Below are 25,876 nucleotides of genomic sequence, written 5' to 3'. Positions count from 1 at the left end.
AACACGGAAGAACTCTGGAAACGCTTAATCGGCGCAGTAAGGCGCTCCGTTGGTTCCGATCGCGGCTTCGTTCGCTATGTCGTCGATCGCGCTCAGGACGATCTCCTCGAGCGTCGCCGGCCCGTCCCGCCCTATGGCGTAGAGGGCGTCATCCACATTCTGCTCGACTGTGTGCAGGAAAAGCGCGTCCGGCCGCTCACGTCCCGATTGCGCGAGGGAGAGGTCACGCATAGCGAGCGCGAATTGCGCGCGCGTCGCCAGAAGCGTCCTCGCCAGAGACAGAGCGAGCGCGAATTGCCGCTCGCCGAAAGTGCGCTCCCCTCCTCTTCGCGACGCCGTTCCGGGCCTCTCGGTCGCGCGATTGTCATTGCCGATCGACGGGAAGCCCGATGCCGCATCGAACTGGCGATCCAATCGTCTGAACACTTCCGCATCACGCGCCGAGGCCCGTCGGACGAAGTCTTTCCAACTGCAAATCATGGGCGCCAACTACACAACATGGGCGCAACAAGCCCCACGGTGACACGCTACATCCCGCGTGTTAACCGTAAATGGAAACAAGCTCTGCGCCGAAAATCCCGCATTCGCGCGTCTCTGTCAAGCATATATGAGAGAATGCGTGCCGGAAACGAAAACATATCCCGTATTCGATAGAGGCGGGCTCGCGCACAGATTGGGCCAGGCGGTCGATCTTGCGGGCGGCCCGGCCAAAGTCTTGCGGGACGCCGGGGTCACATCCTCTACTTATAGTCGCTATCTCAATGGAGATAGCGAGGCCTCGGCCGAGAAGCTCGGCCGCATCGCCGAGGTGACGGGGGTCTCGCTCGACTGGCTGGTCCTCGACCGCGGCGCTCCCATATTCGAGGCCGGCGCGGCGCCGCCGGCCATTCCCCTCGGCCCGGATATGGCGCAAATCCCGCTGTGCCGAATCGGCGAGGAGGCCGGCGGCGAGCTGGCGAGCGGCGAGAGACTCGCCTTTCCGCGCGCTTTGCTGCGGCGCCTCGCGACAGAGGCCGAGGCGCTCGAATTTCTGCGCGCGCGGGGCGACTCCATGCGCCCGACGATAGAAGACGGGGCGATCGTGCTGATCGACCGCTCGCAGCGCGACATTATCGGCGACGCGATCTATCTCGTCGCGCTCGACGACGCGCCGCTGATCCGCCGCGTTCGCCGCAATGTCGACGGCGCGCTCACGCTCATCTCCGACAATCGCGCCTGCTACGAGCCGGAGCGATTGGAGCGCGCCGACGCCGACAGGCTGTGCGTGCACGGCCGCGTGCGCTGGACCGAAACGCTGCTCTGACGCCCGCGCGAAAAGGGCGCGCCGCGCATTTGCGTCCCCGCAATCCGCCGGGGGTATCCATCGCGCGGGATCGGGACTATCTTGCCACGCTCCATTCGCCCTCTCGACGAGAGGGCTCGGCGTCACATGCTGCGTGCGCGATGACTCTCACACATAAGCCCGTCGGTCCTGGCAGCCACGTCTTTCTCGTCGACGGCTCGTCCTTCGTCTTCCGCGCCTATTTCCAGTCCATCCGTCAGGACGCGAAATATAATTATCGCAGCGACCGGCTGCCGACCGGCGCGGTGCGGCTGTTCTGCGCCAAGCTGTTCCAATTCATTCGCGAGGGCGCGGCCGACGTCACGCCGACGCATCTCGCCATCATCTTGGACAAATCGGAGAATTCCTTTCGCAAGGAAATCTATCCCGACTATAAGGCGCATCGCCAGGACCCGCCGGCCGATCTCGTCCCGCAATTTCCCCTGATGCGCGCCGCCGTGCGCGCCTTCGGCCTCTTGCCGATCGAGCAGGACGTCTATGAGGCGGACGATCTCATCGCCACATACGCCCGCCAAGCGCGCGCGCGCGGCGCCGATGTGCTGATCGTCTCCGCCGACAAAGACCTCATGCAGCTCATCGACGATAGAGTTTCGATGTACGATCCGGCCTCCGGCGCGCGCGAGGAGCGGCGCATCGGCGTTGCGGAAGTCATCGATTATTTCGGCGTGCCGCCGGAAAAAGTCGTCGATGTGCAGGCGCTCGCCGGCGATTCAACCGACAATGTGCCCGGCGCCAAGGGCATTGGCGTGAAGACCGCCGCGCAGCTCATCAATGAATATGGCGATCTCGACACGCTGCTCGCGCGCGCCGGCGAGATCAAGCAGCCCAAGCGCCGCGAAGTGCTGACCGACCCTACGAGCGTCGCGCTGATCCGCACGTCGGAGAGACTGGTGAAGCTCGTCGACGACGCGCCGCTCGAGATTCCGCTGGACGATCTCGGCCTGCATCAGCCGGACGGCAAGACGCTGGTCGCCTTCCTTCAGGCGATGGAGTTCACGCAGCTCACGCGCCGCGCGGCGGAGATCTATGGCGTCGAGGCGGGTGAGATCGAGCCGGACCCGGCCTTCGTCGGACCGGCGGGCTGGCGTGGCCGCAATGGCGAGGTCGTCGAGGCAGAGGCGGCGGCGCCTGCGCCGTCGGAGCCGAACGCGCCCACCGCGCCTGCGGGAGAGACAGGCGGCTTCACGCCGCAAGCGCTCGCCGAGGCGCGGCGCGAGCAAGGCGTCGCGACGAAGATCGACCGCTCTCTCTATGAGACGGTGACGACGCTGGAGCGTCTCGACGCCTGGATCGCGGAAGCTTTCGCCGCCGGCGTCGTCGCCATGGATACGGAGACCACCTCGCTCGATCCGATGTCCTGCGATCTCGTCGGCGCTTCGCTGGCGACCGCGCTGGGACGCGCCTGCTATATTCCGCTCCAGCATGTCTCGCCGAACGGCGCCGATCTGCTCGGCGGCGAGCCGCCGCCCGCGCAAATTCCGCTCGCAGACGCGATCGCGCGCTTGAAGCCGCTGTTCGAGGCGCGCGGCGTGCTGAAGATCGCGCATAATATGAAATACGACCTCCTCGTTCTGGCGCGCCACGGCATAGATGTCGCGCCGATCGAGGACACGATGCTGCTTTCCTATGTGCTCGACGCCGGCCGCAACAATCACGGCCTCGACGAATTGTCGAAGAAACATCTCGGACATGAGTGCATTCCCTTCTCGGCGGTGGCCGGCTCGGGCCGCACATTTATCGGCTTCGCGCGCGTGCCTTTGGACAAGGCGACAGAATATGCGGCGGAAGATTCGGATGTGGCGCTGCGCCTCTGGCGCGTGCTGAAGCCGCGCCTCGCCGCCGAACATATGGCGAGCGCCTATGCGACGCTGGAGCGGCCCATGGTCGGCGTGCTCGCGGCGATGGAGCAGCGCGGCGTCGCCATAGACCGCAATATTCTCTCGCGCCTCTCCGGCGAATTCGCGCAGGATATGGCGCGGCTTGAAGCCGAGATCTACGAGCTCGCAGGCGAGACGTTCAATCTCGGCTCGCCCAAGCAATTGGGCGATATTCTCTTCGGCAGAATGGGCCTGCCCGGCGCGAAGAAGACCGCGACCGGCGCCTGGTCGACATCGGCCAGCGTGCTCGACGAGCTCGCCGAGAGCGGCAACACATTCGCCGCGCGCATTTTGGATTGGCGGCAGCTCTCCAAGCTGAAATCCACTTACACAGACGCGCTGCCGAGCTTCGTGAACAAGGAGACGCATCGCGTCCACACGTCATATGCGCTGGCGGCGACGACAACGGGACGGCTCTCCTCCTCCGATCCCAATCTGCAGAACATTCCCGTACGCAACGAGGCCGGCCGCAAGATTCGCAAGGCCTTCGTCGCCGAGCCCGGCAATGCGCTCATCTCGGCCGATTATTCGCAGATCGAATTGCGGCTGCTGGCGCATATCGCCGACATTCCGCAATTGCGGCAGGCCTTCGCCGAGGGAATAGACATTCACGCGATGACGGCGAGCGAAATGTTCGGCGTGCCGGTGCAGGGCATGCCTTCGGATGTGCGCCGCCGGGCCAAGGCGATCAATTTCGGCATCATCTACGGCATTTCCGCCTTCGGCCTCGCCAATCAGCTCGGCATTCCGCGCGAGGAGGCGGCCGCCTATATCAAACGCTATTTCGAGCGATTCCCCGGCATTCGCGGCTATATGGACGCGACCAAGAAGATTGTGCGCGAGACCGGCGTCGTCACCACCATCTTCGGCCGCAAATGCCATTTCCCGCGCATCGGCTCATCGAATGCGTCAGAGCGCGCCTTCTTCGAGCGCGCGGCGATCAATGCGCCGATACAGGGCGCGGCCGCCGACATCATCCGCCGCGCTATGGCGCGCATGGATGCGGCGCTGGCGCATGAGAAGCTGAGCGCGCGCATGCTGCTGCAGGTGCATGACGAATTGGTGTTCGAGGCGCCGCTGGAGGAGACCGAGGCGACGATTCGCCTCGTCAAGCGCGTGATGGAGGAGGCCCCGCATCCGGCGGTGACGCTCTCCGTGCCGCTACAGGTGGAAGCCCGCGCCGCGCAGAATTGGGACGAGGCGCATTGACCGGGCGTCCGTCATTGCACGCGTCTCTGCGCTCCTCGCAATGACGGACGGCGTCGCGAAGGACGATCAGAGCCGTTTCACGCCTTCCTCGAAGGTGATGACTTCGTAAGTCGTGTCGTATTTCACGCCGCCATCGATGATCGTGTCGATTTTTTCGGGCGTATCATATTTCTTCATCTTGGTCTTATCGAGATAGAACAGCTCGATGAGCTCGTTATAGACCGATGTGTCGTCGATCGGCAGCACATAGAGCGGCACGCCGCCGAAGCTGATCTGATAGCGCGAGGCGCGATCGAGATCCTTGACATAGATGAAATATTTTCCTTCGGGCTTCACATTCGCGCCGAGGCTCTCGACGAGAGCGGGAAGCTGCTTGAAGCTCGTGAGCGACCCGGCGATGAACGACAATGCCGTGTCGCCATCCTCCGCCCCCGCGATGACCGCCTCCAAAGTGACGGGCGGGTCGAGCGTGAGGGCGATCTCGCCACGGAAGCCGAAACGCCCGGCGTGATGCGTCGCCGCTTTGTGCGAGGGTTTCAGAAGGCGGCCTTCCGCCTCGAGACGGCCGAAGGCTGTGGATTCGATGGAGGTCATGTCGACTTTCAGTTGTCCGTCCAGTCGCGAAAGATTCGAGACAATGACGGCCGAGATCGGTGGAGGCTCGCTTCGTTCGAACGCGTCTCGAGAGGGGGCGTGCGCGCCCGATGGGGCCGGGTTCGTCGATGTTCGAGACGGATAGCGCGAACGGAAGTTGCTCGAATCGCGAGCGAAAAGCTTCCTGTCAAAGGCGTATAGAGCCGGCGCGGTCTAGACAGCCGTCATGGCTTTCGATCCGCGTGGCGCGCAGCGCTCCCACCACTGACAAGCATTTATCACGCCAGGTTTCGCGCGGTTTCTCGGTCATTGCGCGAAGCAGAGCGACGACGCGGCTTTTCCCGATTCACAAGCCGATGTCGTCATGCGGCCGCTCGTTCTTCTCGAGGCCGATGCCGAAACGCGTCCACAATTGCTCATGCACATAATAGAGCGCGATCTTGGAAACGATTTCTGCGCCGGTGATCGCCGCCGCGATCTTCGAATCCTGCGTGAAGGCGAAAGCGACGCCGAAGGTCACGAGGCTGCCGGGCACGCGCCAGGACAAGGATTTGATCAGGCTTCGCAGCGGCGTCTGGCGCAACAAATCCGGCGGTGGCACGCCCTCCATCGAGGCGTAGCTCGCCTCGACGCCATTGCGCGCGCTGCGCTCGGTCCAGGCCGATTGCTTCACCATGCCGACGGCGACCGTCTCATTGGTCACGCGATCGATGAGAATGAATCCGCCGGTTTCACGATTCTTGTCATAAGGGTCGCAGACGACCGCCGTGTCGAGCCATAGCTCCGCTTCGCCGATCTCGTTGAAGGCGAGCGTCACGGCCGGATCGGTCAGCGGCTCGGCGAGCCCGCTCTCGATCTCGATATGAGCGGAAACCGTCTTCACGAAGGCCGGCGTCGTTCGCGTGCCGAGCTTCAACAAATAGCTCTTGTCGACGGTGAGCGGCTCGCGCACCAGCCACAGGAGCTTGGCCGACAGTCGATCGCCGATCTTGGCCGGCGACACCGGCGAGACGATCATGTCGCCGCGCGAAATATCGATCTCTTCCGTCAGCGTCAGCGTGACCGACTGACCCGCGACCGCATGAGCGAGATCGCCGTCGAAAGTGACGATACGCGCGATGGTCGTGTCGCGTCCGGCGGGCAGAACGCGGACGATATCGCCCGGCTTCACATTGCCGCCGGCGATAAAGCCCGAGAAGCCGCGGAAATCATGGGTAGGCCGGTTCACCCATTGCACGGGGAAACGGAAAGGCAGCACGCGGGCGTTGTCGTCCGGCGCGACATTCTCGAGATAGGCGAGCAGCGGCGGACCGGAATACCAGTCCATCTTCTTGCTGGCGTGCACGAGATTGTCGCCGTCCTTGGCGACGAGCGGAATCACCGCGATGGTGAGGAAGCGCAAATGCTCGGCGAAGGCGCGGAAGTCGCGCTCGATCGCGTCGAAAATCTCCTGCGAATAGGAGACGAGGTCCATTTTGTTGACGGCGACGACGACATGGCGCACGCCGAGCATGGAGACGATGACGCTGTGCCGGCGCGTCTGATCGAGCAGGCCCTTGCGCGCATCGACGAGCAGCACGGCGAGTTCCGCCGTCGAGGCGCCCGTCGCCATATTGCGCGTGTATTGCTCATGGCCGGGCGTGTCGGCGACGATGAATTTGCGCTTTTCCGTCGCGAAATAGCGATAGGCGACATCGATGGTGATGCCCTGCTCGCGCTCCGCCGCGAGACCGTCGACGAGCAGCGCGAAATCGAGATCGTCGCCCTGCGTGCCGTGCTTCTTCGAATCCTTCTCGAGCGCCTCGATCAGATCGTCGGCGGCGAGATCGGCGTCATAGAGCAGGCGGCCGATCAGCGTCGACTTGCCGTCATCCACCGAGCCGCAGGTGATGAAGCGCAGCAAGGGCTTGTCGGCGGGCGCCGGGCCGGCGGGGGCGCGCAGCGGCGCGGGCGTGGCGAGGCCGCCGTGCATCAAAAATAACCCTCCTGCTTCTTCTGCTCCATGGAGGAGGAGCCGTCATGGTCGATGAGCCGGCCCTGCCGCTCGGAGGAGCGGCTCGCGCGCATCTCGGCGATGATCTCTTCCAGCGTCGCCGCGGAACTCTCGATCGCGCCGGTCAGAGGATAGCAGCCGAGTGTGCGGAAACGGACTTTTCTCTGCTGGATCGTCTCGCCGGGCTGCAGCTTCAAACGATCGTCGTCGACCATGATCAGCATGCCGCCGCGATCGATCACCGGCCGCTCCTTGGCGAAATAGAGCGGCACGACGTCTATCCCTTCGCGCGCGATATAGTCCCACACATCCGCCTCGGTCCAATTGGACAGAGGGAATACGCGCAGGCTCTCGCCCGGCCCTTTGCGCGCATTGTAGAGCCGCCAGAATTCGGGGCGCTGCGCCTTGGGGTCCCAGCGATGCTGCGCATTGCGGAAGGAGAGCACGCGCTCCTTGGCGCGGGATTTCTCCTCGTCGCGGCGCGCGCCGCCGAAGGCCGCGTCGAATTTCCATTTGTCGAGCGCTTGTTTGAGCGCATCGGTCTTCATGATCTGCGTGTGGAGCTGCGATCCATGCACGGTGGGATCGATGTTCATCGCGACCCCTTCCGGATTGGTGTGGACGAGCAGCTCCAAGCCCGTCTCCGCCGCACGACGATCGCGAAAGGCGATCATCTCCTTGAACTTCCATGTCGTGTCGACATGCAGCAGCGGAAACGGCGGCTTCGACGGGTAGAAGGCCTTCATGGCGAGATGCAGCATCACCGCCGAATCCTTGCCGATCGAATAGAGCATCACCGGCCGCTCGCATTCGGCGACGACCTCGCGCAGGATGTGAATGCTCTCCGCCTCGAGCCTATCGAGATGGCCGAGCGGCTTGGCCGCCAGCGCATTCATCGCATGCTCTCCGGCGCCGGCCCGCGCGTCAGACGTCCATTTGGCCCGACATGCAGGCCGCACTCTTTCTTCTCGTCCTCTTCCCACCACCAGCGGCCGGCGCGCTCGCTCTCGCCGGGCTCGAGCGCGCGCGTGCAGGGCGCGCAGCCGATGGAGAGGAAACCCTTGGCGTGCAGCTCGTTCACGGGAACGCTGAACTCCTCGGTCGCGGCGGCGATGGCCTCGCGCGTGTAATCGGCGAGCGGATTGAGCTTGACGAGCTTGCGCTCTATGTCGAGCTCGATGAGGTTCACCCCCTCGCGCGCCTGCGACTGATCGGCGCGCAGCCCCGTCACCCAGGCGGAGACGCCGGCGAGCACGCGCGAGAGCGGCTCCACCTTGCGCACATGGCAGCAGGCCTTGCGGTTCTCGACCGAGCGATAGAAGCCGTTGACGCCATGCTCGGCGACGAATTCCGCGAGCGGCAGCGCCTGCGGATAGACGGCCTGGATGCGGCGCGCATAGCGCGCCTCCGTCTTCTCCCACAGCGCGATCGTCTCTTCGAAGAGACGCCCGGTGTCGATGGTCACCACATCGATCTCGAGGCCCTGCGTGAAGATCGAATGGGTGACGAGCTGATCCTCTATGCCGAAGCTGGTCGTGAAGACCATGCGCCCGGGAACGACCTCGCGGGCGAGCTTCAAACGATGATCGAGATCGAGCGCCGCCAAGCGCGGGGTGAGAGTTTCGACGATCCACGGCTTCATGCGACGCCCTTTCGTCGGCGTTCGAGAATGGACGCGCCTCCTGGAACGCCGCGCTGATAGGAGAGGCTGCGCGCCTGGCGCGCCTTCGCCCAATTGGCCTCGCCGTGACGCGCGGCGAGCTCGTCGGGGATCTCGATCGAATCGAAGCCGCTGCCGATCGCGTGCAAATATTGGTCCGGCGTCAGCTTTCCGCTCGCCCGCAATTCGCCGGAAAAACCCTCGCGGCGCAGCAGCCGCCCCAGCGAGAAGCCGCGCCCGTCGGTGAAGGCCGGAAAGGCGATGTCGATGAGCGCGAGACGCTCGAAAAAGGGAGCCAGCGTCTTCGGATCTGTCGTATTGGCGACATAGATGCCGACCGCGGCGAGCCGCGCATCGTCGAGCGCCGCCGGAAGCCGCCCGAGCGAGACGATCACCTTGCCGGAGCCGGGCAGAGACTCCTCATCGGCGAGGCGGCGCCACTCGTCCGCGATGAAAGCGCCGTCAGATACCAGAGCCATCCTCGCCCTCCCGGCGCGCCGATTCCTTGAAGCGCTTATGGCCCAAGCGCCGCCAAGTGTCGATGAAAGCTTCGCCGTCGCGCCGCTCGGCGAGATAGAATTCCACCAGGCTCTCGATCACGTCCGGCACCTCTTCCGCTAAGACGCCGGGGCCCAGCAATTCGCCGATCGACGCCGACAGCGTCGGGTCGCCGCCGAGCGTGATCTGATAGGATTCGACGCCCTTCTTCTCGAGGCCCAGAATGCCGATCGCGCCGACATGGTGATGGCCGCAGGCGTTGATGCAGCCGGAAATCTTGATCCCGAGCTTGCCGATGAGACGCTGACGCTCGAGATCGGCGAAACGCTCCGAGATCGCCTGCGCGATCGGAATGGAGCGCGCCGTCGCCAGCGCGCAATAGTCGAGGCCCGGGCAGGAGATGATGTCGCTGATGAGCCCGGCGTTGGCGGTGGAAAGGCCCGCCGCCTCGAGATCGCGCCAGAGAGCGAAGAGCTCATCCTGCTTCACATGCGGGAGAATGATGTTCTGCTCATGGCTGACGCGCAATTCGCCGAAACCATATTTATCCGCGGCGTCGGCGAGCGCGCGCATCTGCGCGGCGGTGGCGTCGCCCGGAATGCCGCCGATCGGCTTCAGCGAGACCGTGACGATGGCGTAGCCGGGAATTTTGTGAGGTGCGACATTCACCGCGGCGAAAGCGGCGAATTGCGCGTTCTCCGCCGCGGCCTGCTCGAAGCCTTCCGATCGCGCGGGCAGAGCCTCATAGGCGGGCGGCGAGAAGGCGGCGACGACGCGGGCGAGCTCCTGCGCGTCATAGGCGAAGGGCGCGCGATCCATGGCGGCGAACTCCGCCTCCACTTGCGAGCGGATCTCGTCGAGCCCGGTCTCATGCACCAAAATCTTGATGCGCGCCTTGTATTTATTGTCGCGGCGGCCGAAGCGGTTGTAGACGCGCAGCACCGCCTCGAGAAATGCGAGCAGATCGGCGCGCGGCAAAAACTCGCGCAGCACTTTGCCGACGAAGGGCGTGCGGCCGAGCCCGCCGCCGACGATCACCTCATAGCCGATCTCGCCGTTCGCATTCTTCACAATGCGCAGGCCGATGTCGTGCACCTTGATCGCGGCGCGGTCATGCTCCGCCCCGCTCACCGCGATCTTGAACTTGCGCGGCAGAAAGCTGAACTCCGCATGGGCGCTCGACCATTGGCGCAGAAATTCCGCCGTCGGCCGCGGGTCCTCGAGTTCATCGGCGGCGACGCCGGCGAAATGATCCGCCGTGATATTGCGGATGCAATTGCCCGAGGTCTGGATCGCATGCATGTCGACATCGGCCAGCGCCTCGAGAATATCGGGGACATCGACGAGCTTGGGCCAATTATATTGGAGATTCTGCCGCGTGGTGAAATGGCCGTAGCCCTTGTCCCATTTGTCGGCGATATAGGCGAGCTGCCGCATCTGCCGCGAGGTCAGCGCGCCATAGGGAATGGCGACGCGCAGCATATAGGCGTGCAGTTGCAGATAGAGCCCGTTCATCAGGCGGAATGGGCGAAATTCGTCCTCCGTCAGCGCGCCGGCGAGGCGCCGCTCGACCTGGCCGCGGAATTCGGCGACGCGCTCGCGCACGAAGGCGCGGTCATGGTCGTCATAGGCGTAGATCGTCGGCGCGGCGTTGGGGCGCGGCGGCAAGGCCGGATCATGCGCTGTCATCGGTCCTCCGCTCCTTGCAGCCACGCCTGTTTCCCGAGGTCGCGCCGCACGCTCGGGCCAGTGGCGCGGAACTTCTCGCGAAAATGCAGCGGCGTCGGCGCGCCGGCCGCATCCACCGAAACCTCGACGAGATAGGCGTCGACGACGCGATTGGCGGCGACATCGGCTTTGCCGACCGCGTCGAGCGTCGCCGCTTCAGCGGCGTCATAAGCAATTTTCGCGCGCAGGAGATCGCGCTCCCAGCCCTCCGCGCCCAGGAAGACGACGTCGCCCTCGGCGAGATCGCTGGCGATGAGGATTTGCGGGTTGGCCGGCCGGGTCATGTCGGCTCCTTGACCAGAGTGAGCTTCAACCCGTCGAGCTCGTCCGACCAGATGATCTGGCAGGAGAGCCGCGAGGTCTCGTGCAGGAACGGCAATTCGTCGAGCTTGTCGATCTCGTCGTCGCGCGGCGGGGCGACCTTGCCGGCCCATTCGGGATCGAGCACGATATGGCAGGACGCGCAGGCGACCGCGCCGCCGCATGTGCCTTCCATGCCCATTCCATAGTCGCGCAAAATCTCCATCAAGCGCCAGCCTTCCACAGGCTCGAGCTCATGGGTGACGCCGTCTGCATCCTCGACCCGGATCACGCTCATCCTCTTCTCCGAGCAGGCGCATTCGCGCCCTTCCATCGGGTGTCGGCCCCGCGCAGAACCGCGCCGGGCAAAGCGGCCCCGCCAGCCGCCGCATGGAGCGGAGACCGTCGTGCGAACCGCAGTCCTTCGACAATGTGAGCCCTACTTATTCGAGGTCGCTGGAATGTCAATTCACTATAAGACAGCGCCGGGCCTCGAAAAACTACAAACGGGCTTCGTGGTATCAACCGGAAAGGTTTCGATCGCGCCGGCCGCCGCGAGAAAAGGCTCGGCGCGCGCAACTCATAAATGGTAAGGGATTTCTGTTCCTGCCGCCCGAACGCGGGCGCGAGCGATATAGGTGCTAGGCCATGGCTCAAAGACCGACCAAAGATTCCAAGCAGAGTTCGGCGCGTGAGGAGCGGCCGCCGATCGTGCGGGAGAAGGCGCCCCCGCTCGCGCCTCCGAGAAGCCGGCCGACGCTCATTCTGGTCGGCGCCGACAAGGGCGGCGTGGGCAAGACCACGATCTCGCGCGTGCTGCTCGACTATCTCGCCGCGAATAATGTCCTGACCCGGGCGTTCGACACCGAGACCCCGCGCGGCACGCTCTATCGCTTTCATCCCGATCAGACGAGCGTCGTCGACCTCACCTCGACGTCGGACCAGATGAAGATCATCGACACTCTGGCAACGGCTCAGATCAAGGTCAGCGTGGTCGACGTTCGCGCCGGCGGGCTGGAGCCCGCCCTGCAGGCGCTGCAGGACACCGGCTTCCTCGATGCGGTGGCGGAGGGAGAAGTCGGCTTCATTCTGTTCCATGTGCTCGGATCGTCCATCGCCTCGCTCGACGAGATCGCAGAAGTCGCGCCCTATGTCGAGGACGCGGACTATTTCCTCGTGAAGAACCATGTCAACGACACCACGTTTTTCGAATGGGACCCGGTGACGCACCGCAAATATTTCGAGAAAGTGGAGACCGCGGGCGAGATCACCATCCCCAAGCTCAATGAATTGTCCTATGAACAAGTGGAGATCGCCGGCGCGCCCTTTTCCACCTTCGTCGCCAATCGAACGGCGGAAGGAGAGCCTGCGGACCATTCCTTCGTCCTTCGCGGCTATGTCCGCACCTGGCAGAACCGGATCGCCGACGAATTCGATCGCATCCGTCTGCTGGATCGGATCGCCGGCAGGGAGGGCGCATAGCGCCGAACTCGGGTGAGCGGTAAAAGCGAGAGCCTCGGTCGGCGCCGAGAGAGTGAGAGATGAGTCGACGCACTTTGGTGTTCGTCGCCTGTTCCCCGCATCCGCGTTCGGGCGTTTCGACGACCGCGCGGCTGCTGACGGACTTCTATCTCTCGCGCCTCACCGAGGTCGAAGGCTTTGACACCGATCCCCACGCTCCGCGCTATCACGAATGGTTTCCGGATCGCACGCGCGTCATCGACACCGCCGACATACGCGGGCAGATCTCTTTGTTCGACCGGCTGCTGGTCGACGACGGGATCCCCAAGATCGTCGATGTCTGGCAGCGGGCCTATGATCGTTTCTTCAAGACGGTGAAGGAGATCGGCTTTGTCGAGGAGGCGCATATGCGCGGCGTCGAGCCGATCCTCCTCTTCCACGTCGACCAGACCGACTCCTCCCTCGCCAGCGCGAAATCGCTCGCCGCCGCCTGGCGCGACCTCTCCATGGTCGTGGTTCAGAACGAGGGCGCCGCGCCGCTCGGGGCCTATGCGCATGAGACGCTCGGCCATTATCCTTCGACGCGTAAATTCGTCATCGGCCCGCTGGACGGCGCCGTAGCGAAAGCTCTGGATGCTCCCGATCTTTCGCTGAGCCGTCTGCTGGTGTCGCCGCCGCCGGAAATGTCCATCGTCATCCGAGCGGCGCTGAAGACATGGATCGCGCCGATCTTCACGCAGTTTCGCAGCTTCGAGCTGCGGCAGGAACTCGACGGCGCGCAATTCCTGAAATAGCCGAAGGGGCGGCTCGCCTCGTCCCGACGAGACGTGCGACGTCAGGCCCTCAAAACATGAGCGAGCCTGAAGGCTCGCGATCCAAGGCGAATTCTGGACCGCGAGCCTTCAGGCTCGCTCTTTCACACGAGCCCGGAGAGAAGCCCCGGCGTCCGGAGATCGGTCTCCGCTCGCCGGCGGCCGTCAGAGACCGAGGGCGGCCTTCAGCTCCTGGAGCTGGCCGAGCTTTTCGGCCGCGACGCGGCGCGCCTCGTCGCTCTTGGCGTCGGCGACATCCTCGCTCGCATCCTTGATATCGGCGTCGATCTTGGCGGCGTCGAGCTCGGCGACCGGAATGGCGTATTCGGCCAGAATGGTGAAGCCGCCGACGCCCACATCAGCAAAGCCGCCGCGCACGAAGAGCTTCGCCTTATTGCCGGCCTCGTCGATCTCGACGACGCCGGGCTTCAGTACCGTCATCACCGGCGCATGATTCTCGAGGACCGTGAACAGGCCTTCGGCGCCGGGCGCGACGACGGCGTCCACCTCTCCCGAGAACAGCAGCTTCTCGGGAGAGACGAGTTCGAAGTGGAACGTGGCCATGAAGGGCTCCGTCGTTCGAGCAGGATTTCGGAATAGCGGGAACCGGCTTTCCGATGACCATCCCGCCAAAAATAAGAACTCCGAGCGGACATGCGTCGCAAGCGACGCATGTCCGCTCGGCGATTAGAAGATCAAGCCGCTTCCTTGGCGAGCTTGGCGGCCTTCTCGACCGCTTCCTCGATCGTGCCGACCATATAGAAGGCGGCCTCCGGGAGGTGATCGTACTGGCCCTCGACGAGGCCCTTGAAGCCCTTGATCGTGTCGGCGAGCGCGACGAGCTTGCCCGGCGCGCCGGTGAACACTTCGGCGACGTGGAAGGGCTGCGACAGGAAGCGCTCGATCTTGCGGGCGCGCGCCACGGTCAGCTTGTCCTCTTCCGAGAGCTCGTCCATGCCGAGAATGGCGATGATGTCCTGCAGCGACTTATAGCGCTGCAGAGTGGACTGAACCTTACGGGCTACGTCGTAATGCTCCTCGCCGACGATCGCCGGGGAGAGCATGCGGGAGGTGGAGTCGAGCGGATCGACCGCCGGATAAATGCCCTTTTCGGCGATGGAGCGGTTCAGCACCGTCGTCGCGTCGAGATGGGCGAAGGAGGCGGCCGGCGCCGGGTCGGTCAGATCGTCGGCCGGCACGTAAATGGCCTGCACCGAGGTGATCGAGCCCTTGGTCGTCGTGGTGATGCGCTCTTGCAGCGCGCCCATGTCGGTGGCGAGGGTCGGCTGATAGCCCACCGCCGAAGGAATGCGGCCGAGCAGAGCCGACACTTCCGAGCCCGCCTGAGTGAAGCGGAAGATGTTGTCGACGAAGAACAGCACGTCCTGGCCCTTGTCGCGGAAGTCCTCGGCGACGGTGAGGCCGGTGAGAGCGACGCGGGCGCGGGCTCCCGGGGGCTCGTTCATCTGGCCATAGACCAGCGCGGCCTTGGAGCCGGCGGCGGAGCCGTTGACGGGCTTCTTGTTGACGCCGCCCTCGATCATCTCGTGATAGAGGTCATTGCCCTCGCGCGTGCGCTCGCCGACGCCGGCGAAGACGGAATAGCCGCCATGCGCCTTGGCGATATTGTTGATGAGCTCCATGATGATGACGGTCTTGCCGACGCCCGCGCCGCCGAACAGGCCGACTTTGCCGCCCTTGGCGTAAGGCGCGAGCAGGTCGACGACCTTGATGCCCGTCTCGAGGATCTGCGCCTCGGTCGCCTGCTCGGCATAGGAAGGCGCCGGCTGGTGAATGGCGCGCCGGGCGGTGGTGACGATCGGGCCGGCCTCGTCGACCGGCTCGCCGATCACATTGATGATGCGGCCGAGCATCTCGTCGCCGACCGGCACCGAGATGGGGGCGCCCGTGTCGGCCACCGGCGTGCCGCGCACGAGGCCTTCCGTCGAGTCCATGGCGATGGTGCGAACCGAGTTCTCGCCGAGATGCTGCGCCACTTCGAGAACGAGGCGATTGCCCTGATTGGTGGTCTCCAGAGCATTCAGGATTTCCGGCAGATGATCGTCGAACTTCACGTCGACGACAGCGCCGATCACCTGCGTGATGTGACCCGTGGGCGTGGGGGTAGCCATTGTCTCGTCCTCTCGGCTGTTGTTCTGGTCAGAGCGCTTCGGCGCCCGAGATGATCTCGATGAGTTCCTTGGTGATGATCGCCTGGCGCGAACGATTGTAGAGCGTCGTCTGCTTTTTGATCATGTCGCCGGCGTTGCGCGTGGCGTTGTCCATCGCGCTCATGCGCGCGCCCTGCTCGGAAGCGGCGTTCTCGAGCAATGCGCGGAAAATCTGCACCGATATGTTGCGCGGCAGCAGCGTCGCCAGAATCTCGTCCTGGCCGGGCTCATATTCGTAGGACGCCTGCGGGCCGCTCGCCGCCGCGTCGTTCTCATTGGCGGAAATCTGCGCCGGGATGAGCTGCAGCGCTGTCGGAAACTGCTGAATCACCGATTTAAAGCGCGAGAAGAACAGCGTCGCCACGTCGAACTCGCCGGTCTCGAACAGATCGATGACCTTGCGGCCGATCGCGTCGCCCTGCTCGAAGCCGAGCTGGCGTATGCCGCGCAGCTCGACCAGCTCGATGATGTTCTTCTCGTAATTGCGGCGGAGCTGGTCATAGCCCTTCTTGCCGACACAGAGAATCTTCACCGTCTTGCCCTGGCCCTGCAGCCGCTGGATATGCTCGCGGGCCAGACGCACGATCGAGGAGTTGAACGCGCCGCAGAGGCCGCGCTCGGCGGCCGCCACGATGAGAAGATGCGTCTCGTCGCGGCCATTGCCGGAGAGCAGCACCGGCGCGCCGGAGGAGACGCCCCCGGCGAGATTGGCCAGCACTTTCTCGATGCGCTCGGCATAGGGACGCGCCGCCTCGGCCGCCGCCTGGGCGCGGCGCAGCTTGGCCGCCGCGACCATCTGCATGGCCTTGGTGATCTTCTGCGTCGCCTTGACGGAAGATATGCGGTTTCGAAGATCCTTCAACGAGGGCATGAGAAAACCCGTCTCATTGCGACCAGAACCGACCCGTCGTCATTGCGAGAAGCGAAGCGGCGATGCGATCGCAGAGCCGCCGGGCGGCTCTGGATTGCTTCGCTTCGCTCGCAATGACGGGCCATTGCTTCCGGTCCTTGGTTGCGCGCGTCAGGCGAAGGATTTCGCGAAGGCGTCGAGGACGCCCTTCAGCTCGGCGGCCGTCGCATCCGGCAGATCCTTCGTCGTGCGGATCGTGTCGAGGATGTTCGCATGCTGGGTGCGCAGCAGCGCCAGCAGACCGTCCTCGAAAGCGCGCACGCGAGCGACCGGCAGCGGATCGAGATAGCCGTTGACGCCGGCGTAGATCACCACCGTCTGCTCTTCCATCTTCAGCGGCGAGAACTGCGGCTGCTTCAACAGCTCGGTCAGGCGCGCGCCGCGATTGAGAAGACGCTGCGTCACCGCATCGAGGTCGGAGCCGAACTGAGCGAAGGCGGCCATCTCGCGATACTGAGCGAGCTCGCCCTTGATCTTGCCGGCGACCTTCTTCGTCGCCTTGGTCTGCGCCGAAGAGCCGACGCGCGACACCGAGAGGCCGACGTTCACCGCCGGGCGGACGCCCTGATAGAACAGATCGGTCTCGAGGAAGATCTGGCCGTCGGTGATCGAGATGACATTCGTCGGAATATAGGCCGACACGTCATTGGCCTGCGTCTCGATGATCGGCAGAGCGGTCAGCGAGCCGGAGCCGCGCTCGTCATTGAGCTTGGCGGCGCGCTCGAGCAGACGCGAATGCAGATAGAACACGTCGCCCGGATAGGCCTCGCGTCCCGGAGGACGGCGCAGCAGCAGCGACATCTGGCGATAGGCGACGGCCTGCTTCGAAAGGTCGTCATAGACGATCACGGCGTGCAGGCCGTTGTCGCGGAAATACTCGCCCATGGCGCAGCCGGCGAAGGGCGCCAGGAACTGCATCGGCGCCGGATCGGAAGCGGTGGCCGCCACGATGATCGAATAGTCGAGCGCGCCGCGCTCCTCCAGCACCTTCACGAATTGCGCGACGGTCGAGCGCTTCTGGCCCACCGCGACATAGACGCAGTAGAGCTTGGCCTTGTCGTCGTCGCCGTCGTTCAGCGACTTCTGGTTCAGGATCGTGTCGAGCGCGACGGCGGTCTTGCCGGTCTGGCGGTCGCCGATGATGAGCTCGCGCTGGCCGCGGCCGATCGGGATCAGCGCGTCGATGGCCTTGAGGCCGGTCGCCATCGGCTCATGCACCGATTTGCGCGGAATGATGCCGGGCGCCTTCACGTCGACGCGGGCGCGCGTCTCGGCGTTGATCGGGCCCTTGCCGTCGATCGGATTGCCGAGCGCGTCCACGACGCGGCCGAGCAGACCCTTGCCGACCGGAACGTCGACGATCGCGCCGGTGCGCTTGACGGTCTGGCCTTCTTTGATCTCGCGGTCGGAGCCGAAGATGACGACGCCGACATTGTCGCTCTCAAGGTTGAGCGCCATGCCGGTGATGCCGTTCTCGAACAGGACGGTCTCGCCGGCTTGGACATTGTCCAGACCATAGACGCGGGCGATGCCGTCGCCGACGGACAGGACCTGACCGACCTCGGCGACTTCGGCCTCATTGCCGAAATTGGCGATCTCGTTCTTGAGGATCGCGGAAATCTCTGCGGCGCGGATAGCCATCAGCCGACCTCTTTCATGCGTGTTCGAATGGAATTGAGCTTGGTCTTCAGCGATGCGTCGAGCATGCGCGAGCCGATTTTGACGACGAGACCGCCGATGATCGCCGGATCGACCTTCACTTCGAGGTCGATCGTCTTGCCGCCGGTGACGCCGAAGAGCGCAGCGCGCAGCGCGCTCTCGTGATGCGAGGCGAGCGGCGCGGCCACGGTGACGTCGGCGCGCACGATGCCCTTGGCGGCGTCATGCAGCTTGCCATAGGCGGCGACGACGGCGGGGAGAAGGAAGAGGCGACGTTTTGTCGCGATGAGCTTCACGAAATTGGCCGCGACGCCCGTGACGCCGGCGGCGTCGAGAATGGGAGAGAGAGCCTTGATCTGCGTCTGCGCAGAATACACCGGGCTCTTGATGAGGCGCTCGAGATCCTTGCTCTCGTCGATCAGCGCGGCGAAGCCGCGCAGCGCCGTCGCGATCTCGTCGGTGGAGCCTTTCTCCACCGCGAGATCATAAAGGGCGGAGGCATATCGCCCCGCTACTCCGGATAGATCGTCTCCGCCTGAAGCCACTTGCGTATCGCTCTCGGATCGCCGTCACTCGAGGCGCCTCGCGCGCAACGCAAATATGCGTGCGACGAAATCCGCAATGGCCTCGAACAACGTGTATTGTCGGGGGAAGGAGCCAAGGGCGACGCCCCAGCTCCAAGGCGATCGTCCCCTAACACAGCATATTTTGCGGCGCAACCCTGGGACGGCTGCGGCGAGGGCAGTTTTCAACGATCGCCCAAAAAAGCGTCACGTCTCCGTCATCGCGCGCGGACCGTCGCCTTGGCCTTTGACAAGGTTGAATTTTTTGGCGCTTCTCGTTTTCTTTGGCGCCGGCGCGCGGGCCTCGGGCGCTTGCGCTCCTCGCGCGCCCATGGCACTGCGAAATCGAAATCCACAGTCGGAGCGAAATCCACAATCGGAGAATTTCATGACGCGAGCGGTGGTCGGCATCATCGGAGGATCGGGCGTCTATCATCTGCCCGGCTTGCAGGATCTTCGCGAGGAGCGCGTCACGACGCCGTGGGGCGATCCTTCCGACGCACTGCATTTCGGCCGCATCGGCGCGACGCAAGTGGTGTTCCTGCCGCGTCACGGGCGCGGTCATGTGTTCTCGCCCTCGGGCATAAACTATCGCGCCAACATTCATGCGCTGAAACAGGCGGGCGTCACCGATCTCGTCTCCGTCTCGGCGTGCGGCTCGTTCAAATCGGAACTCTATCCTGGTCTCTTCGTGCTGCCGGATCAATTCGTCGATCGCACTTTCGGCCGGCAATCGTCGTTTTTCGGCAATGGTTGCGTCGCGCATGTCTCGCTGGCGCATCCGGTCGCGCCTCTGCTCGCCAAGCGCATCGCCGCCGCGGCGCGCGCCGAGACGATCGAGCATTCCGTCGGCGGAACCTATGTCTGCATGGAAGGCCCGCAATTCTCGTCCTATGCGGAATCGCTGACCTATAAGGCCGCGGGCTATGACGTCATCGGCATGACCGCCATGCCGGAGGCCAAGCTGGCGCGGGAAGCGGAGCTCTCTTACGCCACCATCGCCATGGTCACGGATTTCGACTGCTGGCATCCCGAGCACGACAATGTCGACGTCGCCGCGGTCATCGCGGTGGTGCGCGACAACGCCGACAAGGCGAGCCGCCTGCTCGCGCGCCTGCTCGCCGATTTCCCGCAGGAGCACGAGCCCTGCCCCATCGGCTCGGACCGCGCGCTCGACAACGCGATTCTGACGGCGCCCGACGCGCGCGACCCGGAATTGTTGAAAAAGCTCGGCGTCATCGTCGCGCGTGTGAGCGGCGCGGCGGCGTGACGATGTCGTTCAGCCGCGGTTAATGGCGAATTGGCGAGCATGGGCTCCGATAGAAGGAGCATTTCATGCGGATTTTTTCTCTCTTCGCCATTTGCGCGCCGCTGCTCGTCGTAACCTCCGCCCATGCGGCGGAGCGCGCGCATTGGGATTTTCCCGTCGCCGAGGTCCACGGAACGGCGACGCAGAACGTCAAGCCCGATCACGCCGATATTCAGCTCGGCGTCTTCGCCGATAAGCCGACGGCCGCCGAAGCGACGGCCGAGCTCGCGCGCCTGTCCACAGCGCTCATGCAGGACATAGAAGCGGCTGGCGTCGCGCGCAAAAATATCCGTTCGAGAAACGTGCAAGTGGCGCCCCTCTATTCCGAGGAGCGCGACCCGACGAATCGACAAATCATCAAGCGGAGCGCGACAGGATTTCGCGCCTCGACGGATGTCGTCGTCTCGACCTCCGACGTCGATCACGTCGGCGACATCATCGGCCGACTTCTCGGCGCCCACGCCAATCGGCTCAATGGCGTCTGGTTCCGCGTCACCGACAGGTCGGAGCGCGAGGAGATATTGCTCGGCAACGCGATCGCCAATGCGCGTCATCGCGCCGAGCTGCTCGCCGAAGGCGCTTCGATGAAACTCGGCGAGCTGGTGGCGATCGACCTCAATCCAGAATTCGCAATGAGCGAAGCGGCCGACCTTCCCAGCATGCGCCCCGATTCCGGTCCGCGCGCGATCACCATTCCCGTCGATCCGGGCGACGAACGCATAGAGGCGAGCGTGAAAGGCGTTTGGCGGCTGCTGCCGAAATAGCGCGCGAGGGTCCGACGCCGCGTCAATCCTCGCAATTCTCCAGCCACACATCGGCGGAGCCGCGCCGCTCGCAGAGACCCGCGAGATATTTTTCGATGCGGCGCACGCGCTCGGCGTTGGCGGGCGTGCCCGGCGCATAATCCTTCGGATCATTCCCGGCGGCGATGAGCGAGAGAAACTCGTCGTCGTCCAGTTCCGCGAGCGGTTTGCCGAACCATTTGCGCGCCGCCGGGTCGAAGCCGTTCACATCGATGAAAGCAGCGATCTGGGCGCTCTTCGAGGTCAGCGGGCCGACGGCGAATTGCGCGATGAGCGTCTGGCGGATCTTTCCGAAGCCCGGCTTGAAATCGGCGAAATAGAGCTTTTTCACCACGGATTGCGCGACAGTGGTGGCGAGCGGCGCGCTCCAATCGACGCCGCCATGCGTCCAGAAGCTCGGGTCCTGCACCGCGAGCAGCGTCTCTATGCGCGCCCGTGAAAATCCGGGGGGCAGTTTGGCGCCATTGCCCGTTTCCGCCTCATAGCGTGCGAACAACGCCGGCGTGGCGACGCGGGCGAGCGCCACCGAGACCGCCTCATAACCGATGACGGCGGCGAGTGCCGCCCCCGCGAAGGCGGCAAGGGCCGACCCCGCCGTCGCCGCCCCGAACGATCGAGCCCTTCTTCGCGCATCCAACATATGACAACTCCCGCCGATACTCCCGCCGCGTCTCGCCGATCGGGAGATTTGCGAGGAAAATGGGCGGCGACGCGACGAGCCCATGGCCATCTCGCGGCCGAGGCGACTGCGATTGCGGCGACGGGGAGCAAACGTCTTTCGACCGTGAATGCACCGTGAAGCAGCGGTCCGCGTCGAGCGTTACGAAGAACTCATCGAGGCGCAGGAAGGTCGGCGCCCCGAGTAGAGCCACGGGACGCCGGGAGAGAGCAGCTCAGCCCCCGCAGTTCTCTAGCCACACATCGGCGAAGCCCCGCCTGTCGCAGAGCCCGGCGAGATATTTCTCGATGCGGCGCACGCGCTCGGCGTTGGCGGGCGTGCCCGGCGCGTAATCCTTTGGACTATTGTTGGTCGCGACGAGCGAGAGAAACTCGTCGTCGTCCAATTCGGCGAGCGGCTTGCCGAACCATTTTTGCGCCGCGGAATCGAAGCCGTTCACATCGATGAAAGCGGCGAGCTGCGCATTCTTAGAGGTCAGCGGCCCGACCGCGAATTGCGCGATCAGCGTCTGCCGAATCTTCGAGAAGCCCGGCTTGAAATGCTCGAAATAGAGCCGCTTGACGAGGGATTGCGTGACCGTGGTGGCGAGCGGCGCGCTCCAATCGACGCCGCCATGAGTCCAGAAGCTCGGGTCTTGCACCGCGAGCAGCGTCTCGATCCGCTCGCTCGAAAGTCCTTCGGGCAGTTTCGCGCCATTGTCGGTCGCCGCCTCGTAGCGGGCGAAGATCTCCGGCGTCGCGGCGCGGGCGAGCGCGACGGAGACGGCTTCATAACCAGCGAGCCCGAGAAGCGTCGCGACCGCGGCCGCCACCAGGATCGAAAAGAGTCTTCGTTTCGAATCAGCCATGTAAATGTCTCCTCTTTCGAACATCATGATCTTTGCAGTGAAAAGGGGAGGCGTCTCGACGATCCCGCGGCCGGAATGTGGCAAGGGCGCCCTCGCGGTGGCAGGCGGACGAGATGCCTTTCGGCCGAGAATGAGCTATGAAGCGACGAGCCGAACAAAATCCGACGAGATTTCGCACATGACCCTCGCCTCCACGATTCGCACGATTCCCGACTATCCCAAGCCCGGCATCATGTTCCGCGACATCACCACTCTGCTCGGCGACGCCAAGGCGTTTCGCCGCGCGGTGGACGAGCTGGTGCAGCCCTGGGCCGGCACGAAGATCGACAAAGTGGCGGGCATGGAGGCGCGCGGATTCATTCTGGGCGGCGCCGTCGCGCATCAATTGTCGGCCGGCTTCGTGCCCGTGCGCAAGAAGGGCAAGCTGCCGCACACGACCGTCTCCATCGCCTATTCGCTGGAATATGGCGTCGACGAGATGGAGGTGCACGAGGATGCGGTGACGAAGGGCGAGCGGGTGATTCTCGTCGACGATCTCATCGCCACCGGCGGCACGGCGGAAGGCGCCGTGAAGCTGCTGCAGAAGATCGGCGCGGAAGTGATCGCCGCCTGTTTCGTCATCGACCTGCCAGAGCTCGGCGGCGCGAAGAAGATCGAGGCGCTCGGCGTGCCTGTGCGCCGGCTCGTCTCCTTCGACGGGCATTGATTTTGTCGGCCGGGAGCGCTTTTAGCCGCGCCTCGGCCGCTCCTTCGCCAATATCGCGTTTCGTAATCCGTATTTCGCTGATTCTGTAACGACCGCCATGACGTCGAAACCGTCGCGCCCCATCCTGCTCGCCACGGCGCTCGTTCTGAGCTTCGTCGAGATCGGCGTTTTTGCCGCCTTCGCGTCGCGCGGCCCCGCGCAGCGTGCGGAGGCCGCGTCCGAATCGATCGTCGCGGCGCCCGCCGCGAGCGCGCCGCCGCGCGCCGTCGAGCGGCGCTCCAGTCCCTTCGGGGCCGTGCTGCAAAATCTGCGCGGCGCCATCGTCGAGACCGCGCGGCTCGAGGAGCCCGCCCGACGGGACGAGGCGCCGCCGCCGACTGTCGCGGAGCCGATCGCGCCGCCGCCGTCCTTCCTCATGTCGCCGCCTCCTGTCCGGCCGCCGGAGCCGGAGCTTTCCATCGCCGCCCCGCCCGGCGATGCGCCGCTGCCGCCGGCCCGGCCGCGCAATCTCGCGGTCGAGCCGTCGACGACGCCATTGCCGCCCGTCGCCGTCACGCCGCCGTCGGCGCCCGTGGCCATGCCGGCGCTCGCTCTCGCCGCGGCTCCGCCGGCCAATGAGCTGCCGCCCCTCACGCGCCGAGACGACGGGAATTTTCGCATGGGCGCGGCGGTCTATGTCCGCATTTTCAAGAAGGAAGGCGAGCTCGAGCTCTGGCAGAAGCAGGGCGGACATTATGCGCTCTATCGGACCTATCCGATCTGCAAATGGTCCGGCCATCTCGGACCGAAGCTGAGATCCGGGGATTATCAATCACCTGAAGGTTTCTACAGCGTCTCGGCGCGGCAGCTCAATCCGAACTCTCACTATCATCGCGCCTTCGACATCGGCTTTCCCAACGCCTTCGACCGGCAGAACGGCCGCACCGGCGGCGCGCTGATGATCCATGGCGCCTGCAAATCGGTCGGCTGCTTCGCCATGACCGACAAGGTCATAGAGGAGATCTACGGGCTGGTGGAGGCGGCGCTGCGCGGCGGCCAGCACGAGGTCCCGGTCCACATCTTCCCCTTCCGCATGACCGATACGGCCTTCGCCCAGGAGACGCAGGGCGATTGGACGACTTTCTGGTCGGCGCCGCCGGAGCATCAGCAATGGAGCGGCTTCTGGCGGAATTTGAAGGAAGGCTATGATCTCTTCGAGCAGACCGGCGAGCCGCCGACCGCCTATGCCTGCGGATCGCGCTACGCCTTCGGTCCCGCCGGCGGCTCCTGCCGTCGCATCGCCGGCTGGTGATCGATCCCTCGAGCTGCGCGTATGTGACGCTCCACCACCGGCTTCCGTCGACCGTGCCGCTGACGCCGGAGCTGCGACTGCGGCTGCTGGCACGAATATCATTTCGAGCGCCAGCCGCTGCTGTCCATGACGAGCTCGACCAATCTGGACGAAACCGGCCGCTCGAGCCACATTGGGCGCAGACTGCCGGCCGGGGCAAAACGGGAGACGCCGATGGAAGCGACGCAGGAGAATGGTCGCGCGACGGTCGTCACCGACGCCGTGGCCAAAGATGCGCCTCGAGACGCGCTCTGGAACCATATTCTCCGCGAGGCCGAGGACATGCTGGCGCGCGAGCCGGCGATGGCGAGCCTGCTGCTGACCTTCGTGCTCAATCGGCGCTCCTTCGAGGACGCCGTCGCGCGACGATGTGCGGCGCGTCTCGGCGGCGCGGTGACGGAGGACCTGCTCTTCGACGCCTTCGCCCGCGCGCTCGACGCCGATCCCACGATCGGCGAGGCCTTTCGCGCCGACATAAAGGCCGTCGTCGAGCGCGACGCCGCCTGCGGCCGGCTGATCGAGCCGCTGCTGTTCTTCAAGGGCTTCCACGCGCTGCAGACGCATCGGCTGGCGCATTGGCTGTGGCGCAACGGCCAGACCGATTTCGCCCTCTATCTGCAGAGCCGCTCCTCGGACGCCTTTCAGACCGATATTCATCCGGCGGCGCGCTTCGGCCGCGGCATATTTCTCGATCATGCGACCGGGCTCGTCGTCGGCGCGACGGCCCTGGTCGAGGACGACGTCTCCATTCTGCAGAGCGTGACGCTGGGAGGAACCGGCAAGGAGAGCGGCGATCGCCATCCCAAGGTGCGGCGCGGCGTGATGATCGCCGCCGGCGCGAAGATTCTCGGCAATATAGAGGTCGGCGCCTGCTCGCGTGTCGCGGCGGGTTCTGTCGTTCTGCATCCGGTGCCGCGCAATTCCACCGTCGCCGGCGTCCCCGCCAAAGTGGTGGGAACCGCCGGCTGCGCCGAGCCGGCGCGCGACATGGATCAGTTTCTGAACGGCCTGTCGTACGATTCGTTCAGCTATTCCATCTGAGCGCTCAGCGCACGGCCGGCGCCTGCTGGCCGACGCGGCCAGCGAGCTGCGCGAAGGAGAAGCCTTCGCCTTCCGCCGATTCGCGCAGAGCGAGACGCAGCAGCCGCGCGGGAAAACAAATGGCCTCGACATTGGCGTCGCGCAAATCGCGCGGCCGCAACGGATCATTGGCGAGCGAAAGCTCGACGTCGACGAGCAGAGCGTCGATCTCGTCCTGCCCGAGCGCGCCCTTGTCGCGCAATGCGCCGAACAGAGCCGCGAGTATGGCGTAGACGCCCTCGAGCTGAAGATTGGCCGTGTTCATATGTCGCCTCCCACGCCCCTTCAGCGTAACCGCCGGCGCGGCGATTCGATCCATCTGGCGGAGAAAATTCTTTGGACCAT

The 25,876-nt window shown here is 64.7% G+C and carries 26 protein-coding genes; 9 read left to right on the top strand and 17 right to left on the bottom strand.

The window, feature by feature from the left end:
- Window positions 1–24: 24 nt before the first annotated feature.
- Entirely contained in the window at window positions 25–426 is a 402-nt protein-coding gene (locus tag AC6IY7_RS10805; protein WP_497778999.1) for a hypothetical protein, read from the bottom strand.
- 247 nt (window positions 427–673) lie between these two features.
- On the opposite strand from AC6IY7_RS10805, the gene AC6IY7_RS10800 reads away from it, so the two are divergent.
- Together AC6IY7_RS10800 and polA are read left to right on the top strand one after the other, a co-directional pair.
- Entirely contained in the window at window positions 674–1,303 is a 630-nt protein-coding gene (locus AC6IY7_RS10800) for a S24 family peptidase (protein WP_497778998.1), read from the top strand.
- Between the two features lie 140 nt (window positions 1,304–1,443).
- Entirely contained in the window at window positions 1,444–4,428 is a 2,985-nt protein-coding gene (gene polA, locus AC6IY7_RS10795; RefSeq protein ID WP_497778997.1) for a DNA polymerase I, read from the top strand.
- 66 nt (window positions 4,429–4,494) lie between these two features.
- On the opposite strand, the gene AC6IY7_RS10790 is transcribed toward polA, so the two are convergent.
- The 8 genes from AC6IY7_RS10790 to AC6IY7_RS10755 form a co-directional block, all read right to left on the bottom strand.
- Window positions 4,495–5,022, bottom strand: a complete 528-nt coding sequence (locus tag AC6IY7_RS10790) for a hypothetical protein (RefSeq protein WP_497778996.1) — start codon at window positions 5,020–5,022, stop codon at window positions 4,495–4,497.
- Between the two features lie 346 nt (window positions 5,023–5,368).
- Window positions 5,369–6,994, bottom strand: coding sequence for a sulfate adenylyltransferase subunit CysN (cysN, locus tag AC6IY7_RS10785; RefSeq protein ID WP_497782825.1), 1,626 nt, complete (start codon window positions 6,992–6,994; stop codon window positions 5,369–5,371).
- A complete protein-coding gene (gene cysD / locus AC6IY7_RS10780; RefSeq protein WP_497778995.1) occupies window positions 6,994–7,911 on the bottom strand; it encodes a sulfate adenylyltransferase subunit CysD in 918 nt (305 codons plus the stop codon). Before cysD ends, cysN begins: the two co-directional genes overlap by 1 nt.
- Entirely contained in the window at window positions 7,908–8,657 is a 750-nt protein-coding gene (locus AC6IY7_RS10775) for a phosphoadenylyl-sulfate reductase (RefSeq protein WP_497778994.1), read from the bottom strand. The genes cysD and AC6IY7_RS10775 overlap by 4 nt, the downstream gene beginning before the upstream one ends.
- Window positions 8,654–9,154 (bottom strand): DUF934 domain-containing protein, encoded by a 501-nt coding sequence (locus AC6IY7_RS10770; protein ID WP_497778993.1) that lies wholly within the window; start codon window positions 9,152–9,154, stop codon window positions 8,654–8,656. Before AC6IY7_RS10770 ends, AC6IY7_RS10775 begins: the two co-directional genes overlap by 4 nt.
- Window positions 9,138–10,862, bottom strand: coding sequence for a nitrite/sulfite reductase (locus AC6IY7_RS10765; protein WP_497778992.1), 1,725 nt, complete (start codon window positions 10,860–10,862; stop codon window positions 9,138–9,140). The genes AC6IY7_RS10770 and AC6IY7_RS10765 overlap by 17 nt, the downstream gene beginning before the upstream one ends.
- Window positions 10,859–11,185: a DUF2849 domain-containing protein gene (locus tag AC6IY7_RS10760; protein WP_497778991.1), complete on the bottom strand. Its 327-nt coding sequence runs from the start codon at window positions 11,183–11,185 to the stop codon at window positions 10,859–10,861. Before AC6IY7_RS10760 ends, AC6IY7_RS10765 begins: the two co-directional genes overlap by 4 nt.
- Window positions 11,182–11,499 carry a 2Fe-2S iron-sulfur cluster-binding protein gene (locus tag AC6IY7_RS10755; protein ID WP_497778990.1) on the bottom strand — a complete coding sequence of 106 codons (318 nt, stop codon included), beginning with the start codon at window positions 11,497–11,499 and terminating at the stop codon, window positions 11,182–11,184. The genes AC6IY7_RS10760 and AC6IY7_RS10755 overlap by 4 nt, the downstream gene beginning before the upstream one ends.
- A 350-nt stretch (window positions 11,500–11,849) precedes the next feature.
- Between AC6IY7_RS10755 and AC6IY7_RS10750 the strand changes: the two genes are divergently transcribed.
- Together AC6IY7_RS10750 and AC6IY7_RS10745 are read left to right on the top strand one after the other, a co-directional pair.
- Window positions 11,850–12,683, top strand: coding sequence for a P-loop NTPase family protein (locus AC6IY7_RS10750; RefSeq protein ID WP_497778988.1), 834 nt, complete (start codon window positions 11,850–11,852; stop codon window positions 12,681–12,683).
- Between the two features lie 59 nt (window positions 12,684–12,742).
- Window positions 12,743–13,456 (top strand): hypothetical protein, encoded by a 714-nt coding sequence (locus tag AC6IY7_RS10745; protein WP_497778986.1) that lies wholly within the window; start codon window positions 12,743–12,745, stop codon window positions 13,454–13,456.
- Window positions 13,457–13,639: 183 nt separating this feature from the next.
- Here the strand turns inward: AC6IY7_RS10745 and AC6IY7_RS10740 are convergent, their stop codons facing one another.
- The 5 genes from AC6IY7_RS10740 to AC6IY7_RS10720 form a co-directional block, all read right to left on the bottom strand.
- A complete protein-coding gene (locus AC6IY7_RS10740) occupies window positions 13,640–14,038 on the bottom strand; it encodes a F0F1 ATP synthase subunit epsilon (protein ID WP_497778985.1) in 399 nt (132 codons plus the stop codon).
- Window positions 14,039–14,169: 131 nt separating this feature from the next.
- Window positions 14,170–15,606: a F0F1 ATP synthase subunit beta gene (gene atpD / locus AC6IY7_RS10735; RefSeq protein ID WP_497778984.1), complete on the bottom strand. Its 1,437-nt coding sequence runs from the start codon at window positions 15,604–15,606 to the stop codon at window positions 14,170–14,172.
- A gap of 28 nt (window positions 15,607–15,634) precedes the next feature.
- The gene (locus AC6IY7_RS10730) at window positions 15,635–16,516 is read right to left on the bottom strand and encodes a F0F1 ATP synthase subunit gamma (protein ID WP_497778983.1); all 882 of its coding nucleotides are present in this window, start codon (window positions 16,514–16,516) and stop codon (window positions 15,635–15,637) included.
- A gap of 150 nt (window positions 16,517–16,666) precedes the next feature.
- On the bottom strand, window positions 16,667–18,196 hold the full coding sequence (gene atpA, locus AC6IY7_RS10725; RefSeq protein WP_497778981.1) for a F0F1 ATP synthase subunit alpha: 1,530 nt from the start codon (window positions 18,194–18,196) through the stop codon (window positions 16,667–16,669).
- The gene (locus AC6IY7_RS10720) at window positions 18,196–18,759 is read right to left on the bottom strand and encodes a F0F1 ATP synthase subunit delta (RefSeq protein ID WP_497778980.1); all 564 of its coding nucleotides are present in this window, start codon (window positions 18,757–18,759) and stop codon (window positions 18,196–18,198) included. Before AC6IY7_RS10720 ends, atpA begins: the two co-directional genes overlap by 1 nt.
- 406 nt (window positions 18,760–19,165) lie before the next feature.
- On the opposite strand from AC6IY7_RS10720, the gene AC6IY7_RS10715 reads away from it, so the two are divergent.
- Both AC6IY7_RS10715 and AC6IY7_RS10710 read left to right on the top strand, forming a co-directional pair.
- Complete coding sequence (locus AC6IY7_RS10715) at window positions 19,166–20,047, top strand: S-methyl-5'-thioadenosine phosphorylase (protein ID WP_497778978.1); 882 nt, start codon at window positions 19,166–19,168, stop codon at window positions 20,045–20,047.
- 65 nt (window positions 20,048–20,112) lie between these two features.
- A complete protein-coding gene (locus AC6IY7_RS10710) occupies window positions 20,113–20,850 on the top strand; it encodes an SIMPL domain-containing protein (protein ID WP_497778976.1) in 738 nt (245 codons plus the stop codon).
- Between the two features lie 22 nt (window positions 20,851–20,872).
- Here AC6IY7_RS10710 and AC6IY7_RS10705 read toward each other — a convergent pair whose 3' ends face one another.
- Together AC6IY7_RS10705 and AC6IY7_RS10700 are read right to left on the bottom strand one after the other, a co-directional pair.
- Window positions 20,873–21,529: a transglycosylase domain-containing protein gene (locus AC6IY7_RS10705; RefSeq protein WP_497778974.1), complete on the bottom strand. Its 657-nt coding sequence runs from the start codon at window positions 21,527–21,529 to the stop codon at window positions 20,873–20,875.
- Window positions 21,530–21,782: 253 nt separating this feature from the next.
- The gene (locus tag AC6IY7_RS10700) at window positions 21,783–22,415 is read right to left on the bottom strand and encodes a transglycosylase domain-containing protein (protein ID WP_497778973.1); all 633 of its coding nucleotides are present in this window, start codon (window positions 22,413–22,415) and stop codon (window positions 21,783–21,785) included.
- 178 nt (window positions 22,416–22,593) lie between these two features.
- On the opposite strand from AC6IY7_RS10700, the gene AC6IY7_RS10695 reads away from it, so the two are divergent.
- The 3 genes from AC6IY7_RS10695 (at window position 22,594) to cysE (ending at window position 25,492) form a co-directional block, all read left to right on the top strand.
- Complete coding sequence (locus tag AC6IY7_RS10695) at window positions 22,594–23,121, top strand: adenine phosphoribosyltransferase (RefSeq protein WP_497778971.1); 528 nt, start codon at window positions 22,594–22,596, stop codon at window positions 23,119–23,121.
- Between the two features lie 97 nt (window positions 23,122–23,218).
- Window positions 23,219–24,412 carry a L,D-transpeptidase family protein gene (locus AC6IY7_RS10690; RefSeq protein ID WP_497778970.1) on the top strand — a complete coding sequence of 398 codons (1,194 nt, stop codon included), beginning with the start codon at window positions 23,219–23,221 and terminating at the stop codon, window positions 24,410–24,412.
- Between the two features lie 321 nt (window positions 24,413–24,733).
- Entirely contained in the window at window positions 24,734–25,492 is a 759-nt protein-coding gene (gene cysE, locus AC6IY7_RS10685) for a serine O-acetyltransferase (RefSeq protein WP_497782824.1), read from the top strand.
- Window positions 25,493–25,496: 4 nt separating this feature from the next.
- On the opposite strand, the gene AC6IY7_RS10680 is transcribed toward cysE, so the two are convergent.
- Window positions 25,497–25,796, bottom strand: coding sequence for a hypothetical protein (locus AC6IY7_RS10680; protein ID WP_497778968.1), 300 nt, complete (start codon window positions 25,794–25,796; stop codon window positions 25,497–25,499).
- Between the last annotated feature and the right edge of the window lie 80 nt (window positions 25,797–25,876).

It is taken from the genome of Methylosinus sp. is20ea (assembly GCF_059718135.1).
The sequence above is the reverse complement of the archived record's forward strand: the minus strand, read 5'-3'. Positions and strand labels throughout refer to the sequence as shown.

Bases quoted from the DNA above. Each gene is read 5' to 3' on its own strand.
- polA (WP_497778997.1), top strand. From the start codon at position 1,444: ATGACTCTCACACATAAGCCCGTCGGTCCTGGCAGCCACGTCTTTCTC.
- AC6IY7_RS10790 (WP_497778996.1), bottom strand. From the start codon at position 5,022: ATGACCTCCATCGAATCCACAGCCTTCGGCCGTCTCGAGGCGGAAGGC.
- cysN (WP_497782825.1), bottom strand. From the start codon at position 6,994: ATGCACGGCGGCCTCGCCACGCCCGCGCCGCTGCGCGCCCCCGCCGGC.
- cysD (WP_497778995.1), bottom strand. From the start codon at position 7,911: ATGAATGCGCTGGCGGCCAAGCCGCTCGGCCATCTCGATAGGCTCGAG.
- AC6IY7_RS10775 (WP_497778994.1), bottom strand. From the start codon at position 8,657: ATGAAGCCGTGGATCGTCGAAACTCTCACCCCGCGCTTGGCGGCGCTC.
- AC6IY7_RS10770 (WP_497778993.1), bottom strand. From the start codon at position 9,154: ATGGCTCTGGTATCTGACGGCGCTTTCATCGCGGACGAGTGGCGCCGC.
- AC6IY7_RS10765 (WP_497778992.1), bottom strand. From the start codon at position 10,862: ATGACAGCGCATGATCCGGCCTTGCCGCCGCGCCCCAACGCCGCGCCG.
- AC6IY7_RS10760 (WP_497778991.1), bottom strand. From the start codon at position 11,185: ATGACCCGGCCGGCCAACCCGCAAATCCTCATCGCCAGCGATCTCGCC.
- AC6IY7_RS10755 (WP_497778990.1), bottom strand. From the start codon at position 11,499: ATGAGCGTGATCCGGGTCGAGGATGCAGACGGCGTCACCCATGAGCTC.
- AC6IY7_RS10750 (WP_497778988.1), top strand. From the start codon at position 11,850: ATGGCTCAAAGACCGACCAAAGATTCCAAGCAGAGTTCGGCGCGTGAG.
- AC6IY7_RS10745 (WP_497778986.1), top strand. From the start codon at position 12,743: ATGAGTCGACGCACTTTGGTGTTCGTCGCCTGTTCCCCGCATCCGCGT.
- AC6IY7_RS10740 (WP_497778985.1), bottom strand. From the start codon at position 14,038: ATGGCCACGTTCCACTTCGAACTCGTCTCTCCCGAGAAGCTGCTGTTC.
- atpD (WP_497778984.1), bottom strand. From the start codon at position 15,606: ATGGCTACCCCCACGCCCACGGGTCACATCACGCAGGTGATCGGCGCT.
- AC6IY7_RS10730 (WP_497778983.1), bottom strand. From the start codon at position 16,516: ATGCCCTCGTTGAAGGATCTTCGAAACCGCATATCTTCCGTCAAGGCG.
- atpA (WP_497778981.1), bottom strand. From the start codon at position 18,196: ATGGCTATCCGCGCCGCAGAGATTTCCGCGATCCTCAAGAACGAGATC.
- AC6IY7_RS10715 (WP_497778978.1), top strand. From the start codon at position 19,166: ATGACGCGAGCGGTGGTCGGCATCATCGGAGGATCGGGCGTCTATCAT.
- AC6IY7_RS10710 (WP_497778976.1), top strand. From the start codon at position 20,113: ATGCGGATTTTTTCTCTCTTCGCCATTTGCGCGCCGCTGCTCGTCGTA.
- AC6IY7_RS10705 (WP_497778974.1), bottom strand. From the start codon at position 21,529: ATGTTGGATGCGCGAAGAAGGGCTCGATCGTTCGGGGCGGCGACGGCG.
- AC6IY7_RS10700 (WP_497778973.1), bottom strand. From the start codon at position 22,415: ATGGCTGATTCGAAACGAAGACTCTTTTCGATCCTGGTGGCGGCCGCG.
- AC6IY7_RS10695 (WP_497778971.1), top strand. From the start codon at position 22,594: ATGACCCTCGCCTCCACGATTCGCACGATTCCCGACTATCCCAAGCCC.
- AC6IY7_RS10690 (WP_497778970.1), top strand. From the start codon at position 23,219: ATGACGTCGAAACCGTCGCGCCCCATCCTGCTCGCCACGGCGCTCGTT.
- cysE (WP_497782824.1), top strand. From the start codon at position 24,734: ATGCTGGCGCGCGAGCCGGCGATGGCGAGCCTGCTGCTGACCTTCGTG.
- AC6IY7_RS10680 (WP_497778968.1), bottom strand. From the start codon at position 25,796: ATGAACACGGCCAATCTTCAGCTCGAGGGCGTCTACGCCATACTCGCG.